The sequence below is a fragment of the Haloimpatiens myeolchijeotgali genome, assembly GCF_042688525.2.
In the GTDB taxonomy this organism is placed as follows: domain Bacteria; phylum Bacillota; class Clostridia; order Clostridiales; family Clostridiaceae; genus Haloimpatiens.
Map to the genome: position 1 here is coordinate 2205001 of NZ_JBHWAB010000001.1, position 13836 is coordinate 2218836.

At 26.8% G+C, this 13836-nt stretch carries 13 protein-coding genes; 4 read left to right on the forward strand and 9 right to left on the reverse strand.

The genetic code is table 11. The annotated features are described in order from the left end of the window. Nucleotides 1-337: 337 nt before the first annotated feature. A complete protein-coding gene (locus ACFIJ5_RS09670) occupies nucleotides 338-1498 on the reverse strand; it encodes a DEAD/DEAH box helicase (RefSeq protein WP_379806447.1) in 1161 nt (386 codons plus the stop codon). Between the two features lie 357 nt (nucleotides 1499-1855). Between ACFIJ5_RS09670 and ACFIJ5_RS09675 the strand changes: the two genes are divergently transcribed. Beyond that, nucleotides 1856-3211 carry a putative bifunctional diguanylate cyclase/phosphodiesterase gene (locus tag ACFIJ5_RS09675; RefSeq protein ID WP_379806449.1) on the forward strand — a complete coding sequence of 452 codons (1356 nt, stop codon included), beginning with the start codon at nucleotides 1856-1858 and terminating at the stop codon, nucleotides 3209-3211. 130 nt (nucleotides 3212-3341) lie between these two features. Here ACFIJ5_RS09675 and ACFIJ5_RS09680 read toward each other — a convergent pair whose 3' ends face one another. The 4 genes from ACFIJ5_RS09680 to ACFIJ5_RS09695 all read right to left on the reverse strand — a co-directional run bounded on the left by ACFIJ5_RS09680 (nucleotide 3342) and on the right by ACFIJ5_RS09695 (nucleotide 6129). Beyond that, a complete protein-coding gene (locus tag ACFIJ5_RS09680) occupies nucleotides 3342-3524 on the reverse strand; it encodes an alpha/beta-type small acid-soluble spore protein (protein WP_379806451.1) in 183 nt (60 codons plus the stop codon). A gap of 138 nt (nucleotides 3525-3662) precedes the next feature. Then, nucleotides 3663-4688 (reverse strand): branched-chain amino acid aminotransferase, encoded by a 1026-nt coding sequence (locus tag ACFIJ5_RS09685; RefSeq protein ID WP_379806453.1) that lies wholly within the window; start codon nucleotides 4686-4688, stop codon nucleotides 3663-3665. A gap of 326 nt (nucleotides 4689-5014) precedes the next feature. Next, nucleotides 5015-5806 (reverse strand): histidinol-phosphatase HisJ family protein, encoded by a 792-nt coding sequence (locus tag ACFIJ5_RS09690; RefSeq protein ID WP_379806455.1) that lies wholly within the window; start codon nucleotides 5804-5806, stop codon nucleotides 5015-5017. Between the two features lie 113 nt (nucleotides 5807-5919). Further along, a complete protein-coding gene (locus ACFIJ5_RS09695) occupies nucleotides 5920-6129 on the reverse strand; it encodes a DUF378 domain-containing protein (RefSeq protein ID WP_379806457.1) in 210 nt (69 codons plus the stop codon). Nucleotides 6130-6791: 662 nt separating this feature from the next. Between ACFIJ5_RS09695 and purB the strand changes: the two genes are divergently transcribed. Both purB and ACFIJ5_RS09705 read left to right on the forward strand, forming a co-directional pair. Continuing rightward, complete coding sequence (gene purB / locus ACFIJ5_RS09700) at nucleotides 6792-8222, forward strand: adenylosuccinate lyase (RefSeq protein WP_379806459.1); 1431 nt, start codon at nucleotides 6792-6794, stop codon at nucleotides 8220-8222. 454 nt (nucleotides 8223-8676) lie between these two features. Continuing rightward, complete coding sequence (locus ACFIJ5_RS09705; RefSeq protein ID WP_379806461.1) at nucleotides 8677-9687, forward strand: tyrosine recombinase XerC; 1011 nt, start codon at nucleotides 8677-8679, stop codon at nucleotides 9685-9687. Between the two features lie 528 nt (nucleotides 9688-10215). Here ACFIJ5_RS09705 and ACFIJ5_RS09710 read toward each other — a convergent pair. Next, complete coding sequence (locus tag ACFIJ5_RS09710; protein ID WP_379806463.1) at nucleotides 10216-10662, reverse strand: hypothetical protein; 447 nt, start codon at nucleotides 10660-10662, stop codon at nucleotides 10216-10218. 182 nt (nucleotides 10663-10844) lie between these two features. On the opposite strand from ACFIJ5_RS09710, the gene lexA reads away from it, so the two are divergent. After that, nucleotides 10845-11450 (forward strand): transcriptional repressor LexA, encoded by a 606-nt coding sequence (gene lexA / locus ACFIJ5_RS09715; protein ID WP_379806465.1) that lies wholly within the window; start codon nucleotides 10845-10847, stop codon nucleotides 11448-11450. Nucleotides 11451-11479: 29 nt separating this feature from the next. On the opposite strand, the gene ACFIJ5_RS09720 is transcribed toward lexA, so the two are convergent. The 3 genes from ACFIJ5_RS09720 to hfq form a co-directional block, all read right to left on the reverse strand. Beyond that, on the reverse strand, nucleotides 11480-11740 hold the full coding sequence (locus ACFIJ5_RS09720; RefSeq protein ID WP_379806467.1) for a hypothetical protein: 261 nt from the start codon (nucleotides 11738-11740) through the stop codon (nucleotides 11480-11482). Nucleotides 11741-12205: 465 nt separating this feature from the next. Beyond that, complete coding sequence (locus tag ACFIJ5_RS09725; RefSeq protein ID WP_379806469.1) at nucleotides 12206-13492, reverse strand: methionine gamma-lyase family protein; 1287 nt, start codon at nucleotides 13490-13492, stop codon at nucleotides 12206-12208. A gap of 72 nt (nucleotides 13493-13564) precedes the next feature. Further along, complete coding sequence (gene hfq / locus ACFIJ5_RS09730) at nucleotides 13565-13804, reverse strand: RNA chaperone Hfq (protein WP_379806471.1); 240 nt, start codon at nucleotides 13802-13804, stop codon at nucleotides 13565-13567. Between the last annotated feature and the right edge of the window lie 32 nt (nucleotides 13805-13836).

Here is a 13836-nt window from a genome sequence, read left to right on the forward strand (position 1 = left end):
TAGGAATCAGTAATTAAAAAATAACTTTTTTCAAATTCGTAAAGCTAAGAACTTGTAAACTTTGTTCAAATGTTTCTTACACAATATATCATTTTCCTTCGCTAAGCAGTATTTTTTTACTGCAAAAGTTGAGTTAATAATTTTAAATTTTTGTCTTAGCAAAAATCAACCTTCATTTTGTGTAAAAAAGAAAACTCTCCAAAAATCAACTTTCGGAGAGTAATACATTATAATTTAAGCTTTGCCTAAATTAAATAATTCTAATAAAAAGTTTTTCCTTTAGAAAAACATCCACATTTCTACTTTAAACTTTCTACTTTTTACTTTATTTTAATCTTTATTTTAAGTTTTGTTTTTTACCAAAGTCTATTAGAGAACCTTTATATAATTTCTTAGGTAAAATTTCTATATTAAAGTCTTTTTCATACCTTTTAATTAAACTTATTTCTTTTTTTGTAACTATAGAAATAGCAGTACCTAACTTGCCTGCTCTACCAGTTCTACCTACTCTATGTAGATAATCCTTAGAATCAGACGGTAAATCTAAATTAAAGATATGTGTTACACCTTTTATATCTAATCCTCTAGCAGCTATATCTGACGCTACTAGGAGTTCAAATTTGCCGCTTCTTATACCTTCTAAAGCTTTTTTTCGTTCCTCTTTTGATGCATTACCATATATACCGTATGCTTTAATGTGGTGATATTGAAGTTTTGCTGTAGTTACTTCAATTTCTTGACTTTTATTTATAAATACAAGAGCTTTTTTGGGTTTTAAAGCAGCTACAAGTTTTCTTAAAATTTGAATTTTATCTCTTTGTTCACCAACTAAGTATAAATGATTAATATTACTGTTAACTTCTTTTTTTTGTTTAATTTTTATAACTTCTGGTTCTTTCATTAAATCTTTTGCTATGTTTATTGTTTTTTCATTTATAGTAGCAGAAAACGCCATTAATTGTCTATCTCTCATTGTAGTTTTTATGATAGCTTTTACATTGTTTATATTATTGGGATTTAAAAGTCTATCTCCTTCATCTATAACAATAGTTTTGATAGTATGTGCTTTTATTTTTTTCTTTTTTATAAGTTCAAGTATTCTTCCTGAAGAACCTACTATTATGTGAGGTTTTTCTTTTAGTTTTTCAATTTGTCTTTTTACATTTACTTCTCCTATTATTGTAGTAGAGGTTATTGGAACTTTTGAATTGTCACTTAGAATCTTTATCTCTTCATTTATCTGCATTGCTAATTCATGAGTTGGTGCTAATACAATAGCCTGCATTTCTCTTTTAGAACTATCTATTTTTTCAAATATAGGTAGTAAATAAGCTAATGTTTTTCCACTTCCTGTTTCTGATTGACCTATTATATCTTTATTCTGCAGCGCTAATGGTATTGTTTTTATCTGAATATCTGTGGGTTTAGTTATATTTTCTTTTTCTAATCCTTTTACTAAATTTAAATTTATTCCTAACTTATCAAATAAAATTGTCATAACATTCTCCTTTGTAACTTAATGATAATAAAAAACTTATATAATTTTATCCTTATCCTATAGTTTTGTCAAATTTGTTATAAATTAAGTCACTAATTTTTAAAAAACAGTATAAAGTTATTGTACTATACAAAAAATTAGTATATATTTTATTATAATAAATAAAAAAATAGAGGGGATTTTATTATTATGAATATAAATAAGACTCCATTGAAGATTTCCATTATTTACGCTATAGTAAGTTTGCTTTGGATCTTTTTTTCTGATAGCTTATTGTTTCATTTAATTGAAAAAATACACATTTTTGTCTTGATTGGTAGTATCAAAGGATACTTATTTGTTTGTTTCACCTCACTTATGCTTTATTTTATGATAAAAAAATCTGAAAAAAATCTTGAGAAAAGTTATAATGAACTTTCTAAAGCATATGAAAAAATACAAAACTTAGCCTACTATGATCACCTCACTAAGCTCCCAAATAGATTATTTTTTACAAATCAACTTAAACATGAATTAGAAAAAAACCATAGGGGAACAGTACTATTTTTAGATTTAGATGATTTTAAAAAAATTAATGATTCTTTAGGTCATAATTATGGTGATATGCTTTTAAAAAAAATTAGTAATAACTTAAAGCAATATGTAAATCAAGGTGATGTAATAGCACGATTTGGTGGGGATGAATTTTTAATATTGCTTCCTGAGGTAATACATCATACTGAAGCTGCTAATATAGCGCAAACAATACTTAATATGTTTAATAGTAAATTTAAAATAGGTAAAAAACAAGTATATATCTCTGCAAGTATAGGAATAATAATTTATCCCACAGAAGGGGATAATGTAAATTTAATAATAAAAAATGCAGATACTGCAATGTACAAAGCGAAGTTTTTAGGTAAAAATAGATATTGTTTTTTTGATAAAAACTTAAGCAATGATATTTCTAGAAAAATAGAAATTGAAAATGGGTTAAGAACTGCTTTAAGTAGAGGCGAATTGGATATATATTATCAACCTCAAGTAGATTTAAAATCAGGTAAAATTAGGGGCGCTGAAGCTCTTTTACGATGGAATAGTGAAACACTAGGAAAGATTTCTCCTTATGAATTTATACCAATATCAGAGCAAACTGGTATTATACATAATATTTTTAAATGGGTGTTAAAATCAGTTTGTATACAAAAGAAAAAATGGGAAAATAAAGGATATAATTTTAATACTATTTCTATAAATATATCATCTATTCAACTTCAACAACAGGATTTGATGAAAACAGTTAAGAATATTTTACAAGAAACTAATACAAATCCTGAATTTCTTCAATTTGAAATAACAGAAAGTGTTTTAATGAAAAATTTACATGACAACATACAACTATTAAAAGAATTTAAAAAAATGGGATTGAAAATTGCACTTGATGATTTTGGAACAGGATATTCTTCTTTAAACTATTTGAGAAAACTTCCAATTGATACTGTTAAAATTGACAAGTCTTTTATTGATGATATTACCACTTCTCTAGAAGCAAAAGATATTACAGATGGTATTATACACTTAGCTCATAAAATTAAACTAGAAGTTGTTGCTGAAGGTGTAGAATACAAAGATCAATCAGAATTATTAAAAGATATGAATTGTGACATGATACAAGGGTATTATTTTTATAAACCTTTAAGTATAGATACGTTAGAAAAAACTATGCAAAATTAAAGTGTACCTAAAAATAAATATGCAAAAAATACGAGTATAGAACATTTGTTCTGTACTCGTAAAAAAGATAAGAAATTTTTAAATTTCTTATCTTTTTTAATATATGCAAATATAAATTAACTAGTTAAAATTATAGATTTTTTTCGTATTGATCGACCATTCTTTTTACCATTTCTCCACCAACAGAACCATTCTGTTTAGAAGTAAGCTCACCATTATAATCACTTAATGGTACATTTAATTCTCTAGCAACTTCCATTTTAAATTTATTTAAACCTTTCTTAGCTTCTGGAACTAATTTTTGATATGACATATATATTACCTCCTCTTTTGTTTTACTTATAGCTTATACAATTCTATAGTTAATATGTTAGTAACCTAATGGATGTACAAGTATTTTCTAGAGTATAAGTTATAAATATGCAAAAAACAGGGGAGGAGAACAAACGTTCTATTTAACTTCCACAATCCATCCTTCTGGAGCTTCAACATCTCCTAACTGTATTCCATAAAGTGTATTATAAAGTTTTTTAGTTATTGGAGCTACTTCAGTTTCGCTGTGGAATACATGAAGTTTTCCTTTATATTCAATACCGCCAATAGGAGTTATTACAGCAGCTGTTCCACATGCACCTGCTTCTTTAAATTCATCAAGGTTATCAATTAAAACATCTCTTTCTTCAGTCTCCATATTTAAATATTCTTTAGCTATATGTAATAAAGAATACTTAGTTATGCTTGGAAGTATTGATGGAGATTTTGGAGTTACAAATTTATCATCTTTAGTTATTCCAAAGAAATTCGCTGCGCCAACTTCTTCTATCTTTGTATGAGTTGCAGGATCAAGGTATATACAATCTGCAAATCCTGTTTTTGTTGCTAATTTGTGTGGAAGCATACTTCCAGCATAGTTTCCTCCAACTTTTGCAGCACCTGTGCCATAAGGTGCTGCTCTATCATAATCTGCTATAGTAAAGTTTACTGGACACATTCCGCCTTTGAAATAAGGTCCTACAGGAAGACAGAAAACACAGAAGATATATTCTGGAGCAGGTTTTACTCCAATATTATTACCAACACCTATTACAAAAGGTCTTAAATAAAGAGTTGCACCTGTACCATAAGGTGGAACATAATGTTCATTTGCTTTAACAACCTTAATACATGCATCTATAAATTTTTCTTCTGATATTTCTGGCATTAATACACGTTTACAACTATTATTCATACGTTTAGAATTTTGATCTGGTCTAAACAGTTGAATTTTTCCTTCTTTTGTACGATAAGCTTTTAATCCTTCAAAGCACTGTTGTCCATAATGAAGAGCAGTTGAAGCTTCGCTTATAGAAATCATGTTATCTTCGACTAATTTACCTTCGTCCCACTGTCCATTTTTCCAAGTTGAAATATATCGGAAATCAGTTTTTATATAACTAAATCCTAAGTTATTCCAGTCAATATTTACATTTTTACTCATTTGCATCAACCTCCAAAAATTATTTTAATTACTAATAAATTAATTTTCATAATCTGTTGTCACATTAAATTCTACATGTCTATATAATACAATAAGCTGTACTATATATACAATATTAATTTAAAAAATATTCATAAAAATAATAATTTTAAATATTGCGAATTTTATTTTCAAAAACCTGGCTTATATAGAGCCGTAAGTCTTAACGGTTATAGCAATGGACTGAAAAATAGTATTTAACTATAACATAATAAAGACATATATTGCATAAAAAAACTCGAGAAAATTTTCTCGAGTAATATTGCATTCACTTTTCATATAATTCTTCAAATTTTTATAGCTTCTGGTTTTCTTCTATTATATTTAAAAATATATCTAAATCCACAATACTTAAGTAAATCCAACGCATTATTTAGATCCTCTCCAACTAATTCTGCACTATGAGAATCTGAACCTATAGTGATTATTTCTCCTCCTAAGCTTTTATACATCTTTAATACATCCACAGAAGGGAACATTTCTTTTACATCACTTCTAAAACCAGAAGTATTAATTTCTATTCCTATATTTCTTTCTATAACCTTTTTTAAAATAGCTTCAATTATATCAGCAGACTCTAAAAACTTATAATTTCCTAAATCATTATATGCATATCTTTTTAATAAATCTAAGTGACCAATTATATCAATATTACTAGAACAAGCAAGTAAATAAACTTCTTTAAAAAAGCCTCTATATGCGTCTTTGTTATTCTTACCTTGTATATACTTTCTTAATTTTGTTTTATTTATATTATGTACAGAACCTATTATAAAATCTAATTCTTGATTATTTAATTCTTCTTGAAGTTTCTCATAATTTAAGTGAGGCTCACATATTTCAAGTCCTTTTTTTATAACAAGTTTATCTTTAAACAAGTTTTTATTTTCTTCAATTTCTTTTGAATATGAATCTAAATTTATATATCCATAGGTTGGTATTACAGGATCTACAGAGAAATGTTCAGTAAAACAAATTTCTTTAATTCCTTTTTGTACAGCTCTTCTACAAATATCGTTTATTTTTGATTTACCATCAAATGAATTGGTGGAATGTACATGATAATCCATAATATACATACAAATCACATCCTTAGTAAAATATTTCTGTCATAATAATTATAACAGAAATATTTAAAAGAAACTTAAATTTAATTTTGATAATAAAATTTTCTTATTATTTTACCACAACTTCACTTCATGTCTCTACTCTTTATTAAGAAAATAAGCATGTTTATACCAGCTACTCCAATTAATATATATATTATTCTTGTAAGTACTGCTGAACCTCCAAATAATAAGTAAACCAAATCAATATTTGTCAATCCTTTTAATCCCCAATTTAACGCTCCGATAATTACTAATATAAAAGAAATTTTATCAATCAAACTGAATTTATACATAAGTATCCTTGGCTCCTCCTTTTTGTTAAATATTATTTATATACTTATTTCTTTATTACTTAGTAAATTATATTTTTCAATCATATATATTAGAACATATTTTATAATTTTATAATTTTACTTATAAAAATTGAGTTAATGATAAAAAAAATGTTGTAATATGGTATAATCAAAGCTGTGAATTTATTTTGTTTTGAATAAAACTTACAAATTCAAATTAAGTTTAAACATATTTTTAAGTAAGTTAACTAGTTAACTTACTGTAATTTAAATATTATTTTAAAGTAATTGTTTTAAAATTAATCATAATATATCATAATAATTATGAATCAAGTATATGCTGTATGTAATAGTAGACTTATAAAACTTATTCTTATATAGCTGTAGAACACTGAGCTTTATTAGATAGACAGATTATAAATTTAATATTTACATATGAGAACTAAACTTTTTTTAAATAGTTTTACATTGGCTGTACAGGTAATGTGAATCTATATAATATAAAGCTTAGTTTATAGTTAACCTTGTTAACTTAGATGATAGCAATAAAAATATTTTTAAAAAATTATACGAACAATTTTGTTACTTATTTTCAAATAGTATGATATAATATGAATTATGAACAAACATTTACTAATTTTATACGCATCGGAGGTTTTAAAATGAGAGATAGTTATACATCACCTTTAGGAGAAAGATACGCTTCAAAAGAAATGTCATATTTATTTTCCCAAGATAAAAAGTTTAAAACTTGGAGAAAATTATGGGTTGCATTAGCAGAAAGTGAAAAAGAATTAGGTTTGAATATAACTGATGAACAAATAGCTGAATTAAAAAGTAATATGGATAATATAAATTACGAAGTAGCAGAAGCAAAAGAAAAAGAGATACGTCACGACGTTATGAGCCATGTATATGCTTATGGAGTGCAATGTCCAAATGCAAAAGGAATAATACACTTAGGAGCTACTAGCTGTTATGTAGGGGACAATACAGACCTTATAATAATGAAAGAAGCTCTTAAGCTTGTTAAGAATAAAGTCATAAACGTAATTGATTCTTTAAGCAAATTTGCTTTAAATTATAAAGATTTACCTACTCTAGGCTTTACACATTTACAGCCTGCTCAATTAACTACAGTAGGGAAGAGAGCTACGTTATGGATTGAGGAACTATTAATAGATTTACAAAGCATTGATTTTGTATTAGGTCAAATAAGACTTAGAGGAGTTAAAGGTACAACAGGAACTCAAGCTAGTTTTATGAAACTTTTCGAAGGAAACAGTGAAAAGGTTAAAAATTTAGATAAATTAGTTACAGAAAAAATGGAATTTCATGCATCTTTTCCTGTTACAGGCCAAACATATACAAGAAAAATAGATTCTTTAGTGTTAAATGCTCTTTCTACAGTAGCTCAAAGTGCATACAAATTTAGTAACGATTTAAGACTACTTCAAAACATGAAAGAAGTCGAAGAACCATTTGGAAAGAAACAAGTTGGTTCATCCGCTATGGCTTATAAAAGAAACCCTATGAGATCCGAAAGAATAGGGGCTTTATCAAGATATATCATCGTGGATTCATTAAATCCAGCTATTACAGCTTCTACTCAATGGTTCGAAAGAACGTTAGATGATTCCGCAAACAAAAGAATAGCAGTATCTGAAGCTTTCTTAGCATTAGATGGAGTATTGAATCTATACTTAAATGTTTCTAGTAACTTAGTTGTATATGATAAAGTAATTGCAGCTCACGTTAATAGAGAATTACCTTTTATGGCTACAGAAAATATACTTATGGAAGCTGTTAAAAGAGGGGGAGATAGACAAGATCTTCACGAAAAAATAAGAGAGTATTCTATGCAAGCTTCTAAAAGAGTAAAACAAGAGGGATTAGACAATAATTTAATACAACTAATCATTAAAGATAAATCATTCAAAATGAGTGAAAAAGAAATTTTAGAAATTATCGATCCTGTTAAATTTACAGGAAGAGCGCCAATTCAAGTAAGCGAATTTATAGATGAATATGTAAAACCAGTTTTAGAACAAAACAAAGAAGTTTTAGGAGCAGAAGGGGTAGTTAACGTATAACTCTTTATATAATATTTATAGAAAGATTGAAATCTTAATTTAGATTTCAATCTTTCTTGTTATTGAAAAAATATAAACTCAAGGCTTTTTATGCAATATGTACCTTTACGATTTTTTAATAGAATATTTATTCATGACTAGTTTACATAATAACTATTCCGTATACTAAAATCAATTTCTTTAAATTACCTTCTGAAATTTTGGGAAATAATTTGTGAAATAGTGAAATTTATATTATATTTAAATTGCTAACTATATTTTAAATTTATATTATAAAATCAAATTTGATACTAAATTTGATTTTTAAATCATTCAAAAGTATATTTATAAGTCCATGAAAGAGTTTAATTCTAAAAAAATATACAAATAAGAAGGATTTTTCACCCCTTTTGTAGAAATCTTATTTCGCGAAATATACATTTCGCGAAATTCGCACTAAGAATGGAGGTAAACTATGAAATATAACATCAAACAGCTTCAGCAAAATAATCTTCCTGTATGTTTAAGAGAATTTTTAAATTATTTAAGTACCATTAAAGGCAAATCTCCTAATACAATTAAAGCTTACAAATTAGATATGATGATGTTCTTTCGTTTTTTAAAATTATACAAAGGTTTATCAAATGCTGATGAATTTGAAAATGTACAAATAAGTGATATAGATGATACTTTTTTATCTCAGATTGCTTTATCTGATTTATATGCTTTTCTTTCCTTTGTAGAGGAATATAGAGCTAATGGTTCCTATGCTAGAGCTAGAAAAGTAGCTACTTTAAAGTCTTTTTTTAAATATCTTTCTACCAAAGCTAAAGTAATTAATGAAAATCCTGCAGCAGACCTTGAATCTCCAAAAATCGATAAAAGAAATCCAGTTTATTTAACATTAGAGGAAAGTAAACAGCTTTTAAGTGCTATAGATAGCAGTAGTTCTAATGGAATCAGAGACCACTGCATAATAACTTTATTTTTAAACTGTGGATTAAGAATTTCAGAGCTGTGCAGCATAAATATTTCAAAGATAAAAACCGATACATTAACTATCATAGGTAAAGGCAACAAAGAAAGAACTATTTATTTAAATAGCGCTTGTATCAAATCTATAAATGATTATCTCGTAATAAGATCTCAGCAGCTTTCAAAGTCTAAAAAGCCTTTATCGTTAGAAGATAAAGATGCCCTATTTCTAAGCAGAAATAATAGAAGGATAAACAAGCGAACAATACAAATTATGGTGAAAAAGTACATAAAAAAAGCTGGGTTAAATAAAGAAAAATGTACCCCTCACAAATTAAGGCATACTGCAGCTACTCTTATGTACAAGTATGGCAAAGTAGATATTAGAAGTCTTCAAAAGATTTTGGGCCATGAAAATATATCTACCACTCAAATTTATACTCATGTTGATGATGAAAAATTAAGACAAGCTGTCAATTCAAATCCTTTGGCCAATATAGATGATAATTAACTCAATTTTCGCAGGTGAAAAGCAACCACTGCGGAAATTGATATATTGCTTAGAAACCTTTCACTTCAGTAACAAGTTCTAATCTTTACTCATATTGAAAAAAAGATTTTTTAATTAATATTCCATAGGAATCAGTAATTTAAAAATGACTTTTTTCAAATTCGCAAAGCTAAGAACTTGTAAACTTTGTTCAAATGTTTCTTACGCAATATATCATTTCCCTTCGCTAGACAGTATTTTTTTACTGATAAAGTTGAATAATTAATCAAATACTCAATTAACTTTTAAACCGTTGATATAACTATAGTTAACTAGTTAACTATAGTTATATTTTTATTTTCATTTGAGTTGTAATTGAGAATCATTGATAATGAGCAATAAAAGTCCTTATTTGCATCGATATTCTCATAAATCCGCCTTAATAAAAGAGGAAGTAATTAATTTAATTTTAAATTAATATTGTATACGATATCATTGAAATAAATGACAAAGACATATACTGCATAAAAAAATAAATGGAAAGCTTAATTATTTAAGCTTTCCATTTATTTTGATAAATCCAGGGAATACTTCATCCGCCATATTTTTAAATTTACTTTCATCATTTAATATATCTTTTATACCTTCATTATCATCAATATATTCCATTTCCAAATTATCATCATCATTCACTTTATTTTTGTTTTCTTCAATTTTTTTCTTAAATTCTTCAACCTTTTTCTTTTCCTCGTCTGTTAAATTCATATTATCTAATATATTTTGAATATTTTCTTCATATGATTCCTTTTTATATTGTTTAACTTCATCAGGAGTTTCTAAAACTTCATCAATCTTTATTTGCTTTACGTCATACCCTTCTAATTCCATGCATTTACCACAATTATCACATGTTTTTTTAGGATCTAATTCGCATTTATAACATTCTCCACAATCGTCGCAAACTTTATTCTTATCAAATATACAATACTTTGTCATAAATTTTCTCCTTCTTTACTATCAAATTTTACAATTGTATATTATATCAAATCCCCTTTAAATAATCAACACTTTTACTTTAAACTTGCCAATACTAAAGCTCCTCTTTATTGGGAACATAAGTTTGCTATTTGATGTTTTATATGGTATAATTCAAATATAATTAAGGAGTGGTATTAATTATGGCAAAAGGAAGTAATAAACAGCAACAAATATATGAATTTATTAAAAATGAGATTCAAAGTAGAGGTTACCCCCCTTCTGTAAGAGAAATTTGTAAAGCTGTTGGTTTGAAATCTACTTCTACAGTACACAATCATTTATCAAAATTAGAGAAAAAGGGCTACATAAGAAGAGATGCTACTAAGCCAAGAGCAATCGAAATATTAAAAGATTCATTAATAAAAAAGGAAATGGTTGATATTCCTATTGTTGGTAATGTAACTGCTGGTCAACCTATTTTAGCAGTAGAAAATATTGAAGAGTATTTTACTTTACCTCTTAATTTTGTAAAAAGCAATAAAGAATTGTTTATATTACATGTAAATGGCGAAAGTATGATAGAAGCTGGAATATATAATGGAGATTTAGCCATTATAGAAAAAGCCTCTACTGCTCACAATGGTGATATAGTAATAGCATTAGTTGATGGTGAAGCTACAATAAAAAGGTTTTTCTTAGAAAAAGACCATATACGACTTCAACCAGAAAACAAAACAATGGATCCTATAATTGTTCCTAATTGTGATGTTATAGGTAAGTTAGTAGGTATATACAGAAAATACTAAAGACAATTTAGATGCAGGTAAATTTTCTTTTATATAAATTTACCTGCATCTTTTTGCATAGTAATTAATGGTTTTCTAATCATGTCAGATATAACGAACAACAAAACTATTAATCCCAGTATAATTTGAACAACAAAATAACTGCTGTGTTCCTGAAAATAAGTATAACCATTATTAAAGATTTTTTGAAAAAACATATAAAATTCCCCACATTGTCCAACTAAACAAAAAGTCATCATAAAAAATATTGCTAATTCATATTTTTTAAGATTTTTTCTTATAATGTCCATTTTTATCACTCCCAATATTCAATTTTAATCTTATATTCTATTTCTTAAACACGCAAATAAAAAAGTATAAGATAAGGAATTTTTTAACGATAATTATTCACTATCTTTAAAGATTCCCTGTTCTTATACCTTATTTTCAATTATTCTGCTAAACCTTTTTCCCTGTGGTAAATATCTATATAATATAGAAGACATCATTTGATAATTCAACTTTTACAGAATAGAAGTAACTATAACGTAGATAAATAATATATTGCGTAAAAACTATTTTAACAAATAATTAGTAATTCTTGCTCTAAAAATTCAACTTTGCGTTAAGAAAAACTCATTGTTTGAGTGTAGCGAGTTTGAGTTTTTTAGCAAAGTTAAATTTTTAGAGCTTAGAATTACTTTATGCAGTTAACGGTTTTGTAGCAATATATTATTTATCGGAGTTTAGATTTACCTCTTACTGCTAGTCTTGCATTAATTGTTCAAAACTTTTGATAATGCTACTAGTATGGCAATCTTAGAATGATCAAAAGTAAGTCCACCTTGTAAGTATGCTATGTAAGGCTCTCTTATAGGTGCATCCGCTGATAATTCTATAGAAGCTCCTTGGACAAACGCTCCAGCTGCCATTATTACTTGATCATCATATCCTGGCATATCCCATGGTTCACATTCTACAAATGAATCAATTGGAGATCCCTTTTGTATACCCTTACAGAATTTTATTAACTTATCTTTATCATTAAATTTTATCGCTTGAATTATATCGCTTCTTTCATCATCATACTTAGGTAAAACTTCAAAACCTGCTAGTTCCATTATTCTAGAACATAATATAGCTCCTTTTAAAGCTTCCATAGAAATGTGTGGTGCTAAAAATAATCCTTGATAAAATAATCTCATAACTCCAAAAGTTGAACCACACTCTCCCCCTATTCCAGGAATAGTAAGTCTATAAGAAGCTTGTTCCACATATTCCTTTTTACCAGCTATATATCCACCAGTTGGAGCAATTCCTCCCCCTATATTTTTAATTAAAGAACCAGCTATTAAATCCGCTCCTACATCTGTTGGTTCACAAGTTTCAACAAATTCTCCATAACAATTATCTATAAAACAAATAATATTTTTTCTTACACTCTTTATAGTATCAACAGTCTCTTTAATGTCTGCTATAGATAAACATTTTCTCCATCCATAACCTGCTGACCTTTGAATATGTACTAATTTAATACTTTCATCTTCATTTAACATTTTTTTTAATTCATTTAAATTTATTTTTCCTTCATTTGTTAACTCTAATTGTTTATATTTTACACCAAAGTTTTTTAAAGAACCTTTATTATCATCTTTATTTATACCAATAACATCATGAAGAGTATCATATGGTGTTCCACATACTGAAACCATAGTATCATTAGGTCTTAAATTGCCAAATAAAGCAGCTGCAATAGCATGAGTACCATTTACAAAATGAGGCCTAACAAGTGCACTTTCAGTATTAAATATTTTAGCATAAACTTTATCTAAAGTATCTCTTCCAATATCTCCATAACCATATCCAGTTGAATTAGTGAAATGAGTATCACTTATTCTTTCTTCTTGAAAAGCATTTAATACTTTAATTTGATTGTATTCTCTTATCTCATTTAGTTTTTCAAATTGTGAAGAAACATCTTTTAGTGCTTTTTCATATATTCCTAAAACATAATCACTTATATTATACTGTTTTTTTAATAATTCTTTAGTTTTATCTATCATTAATTAATAACCTCCTAACAATAAAATCCTTATTCATATTAGCACATAAAAAAAGAATAGGCAACTTAATGCCTATCCTTCTGTATTTTCTTGATTAAATAAAACTGGTTTTAATGGAGTAATTGTTGATATAGCATGTTTATATATCATCATTTGCTTTCCGTCGCTACTTAATACAACTATAAAACTATCGAATCCTTTTACATGACCCTTTAGTTGAAATCCATTAGTTAAATATATTGTAACTGGAATTCTATTTTTTCTCGCACTATTTAAGAAAATATCCTGTAAGTTATTATTGTTTTTGCTCATCTTTAACTCAACCTCCTTAAGCCTTATTGTTA

What these genes read in the sequence shown, in the direction of transcription:
- ACFIJ5_RS09670 (WP_379806447.1), bottom strand. Translation starts at nt 1,498, where the DNA reads ATGACAATTTTATTTGATAAGTTAGGAATAAATTTAAATTTAGTAAAA.
- ACFIJ5_RS09675 (WP_379806449.1), top strand. Translation starts at nt 1,856, where the DNA reads ATGCTTTATTTTATGATAAAAAAATCTGAAAAAAATCTTGAGAAAAGT.
- ACFIJ5_RS09680 (WP_379806451.1), bottom strand. Translation starts at nt 3,524, where the DNA reads ATGTCATATCAAAAATTAGTTCCAGAAGCTAAGAAAGGTTTAAATAAA.
- ACFIJ5_RS09685 (WP_379806453.1), bottom strand. Translation starts at nt 4,688, where the DNA reads ATGAGTAAAAATGTAAATATTGACTGGAATAACTTAGGATTTAGTTAT.
- ACFIJ5_RS09690 (WP_379806455.1), bottom strand. Translation starts at nt 5,806, where the DNA reads ATGTATATTATGGATTATCATGTACATTCCACCAATTCATTTGATGGT.
- ACFIJ5_RS09695 (WP_379806457.1), bottom strand. Translation starts at nt 6,129, where the DNA reads ATGTATAAATTCAGTTTGATTGATAAAATTTCTTTTATATTAGTAATT.
- purB (WP_379806459.1), top strand. Translation starts at nt 6,792, where the DNA reads ATGAGAGATAGTTATACATCACCTTTAGGAGAAAGATACGCTTCAAAA.
- ACFIJ5_RS09705 (WP_379806461.1), top strand. Translation starts at nt 8,677, where the DNA reads ATGAAATATAACATCAAACAGCTTCAGCAAAATAATCTTCCTGTATGT.
- ACFIJ5_RS09710 (WP_379806463.1), bottom strand. Translation starts at nt 10,662, where the DNA reads ATGACAAAGTATTGTATATTTGATAAGAATAAAGTTTGCGACGATTGT.
- lexA (WP_379806465.1), top strand. Translation starts at nt 10,845, where the DNA reads ATGGCAAAAGGAAGTAATAAACAGCAACAAATATATGAATTTATTAAA.
- ACFIJ5_RS09720 (WP_379806467.1), bottom strand. Translation starts at nt 11,740, where the DNA reads ATGGACATTATAAGAAAAAATCTTAAAAAATATGAATTAGCAATATTT.
- ACFIJ5_RS09725 (WP_379806469.1), bottom strand. Translation starts at nt 13,492, where the DNA reads ATGATAGATAAAACTAAAGAATTATTAAAAAAACAGTATAATATAAGT.
- hfq (WP_379806471.1), bottom strand. Translation starts at nt 13,804, where the DNA reads ATGAGCAAAAACAATAATAACTTACAGGATATTTTCTTAAATAGTGCG.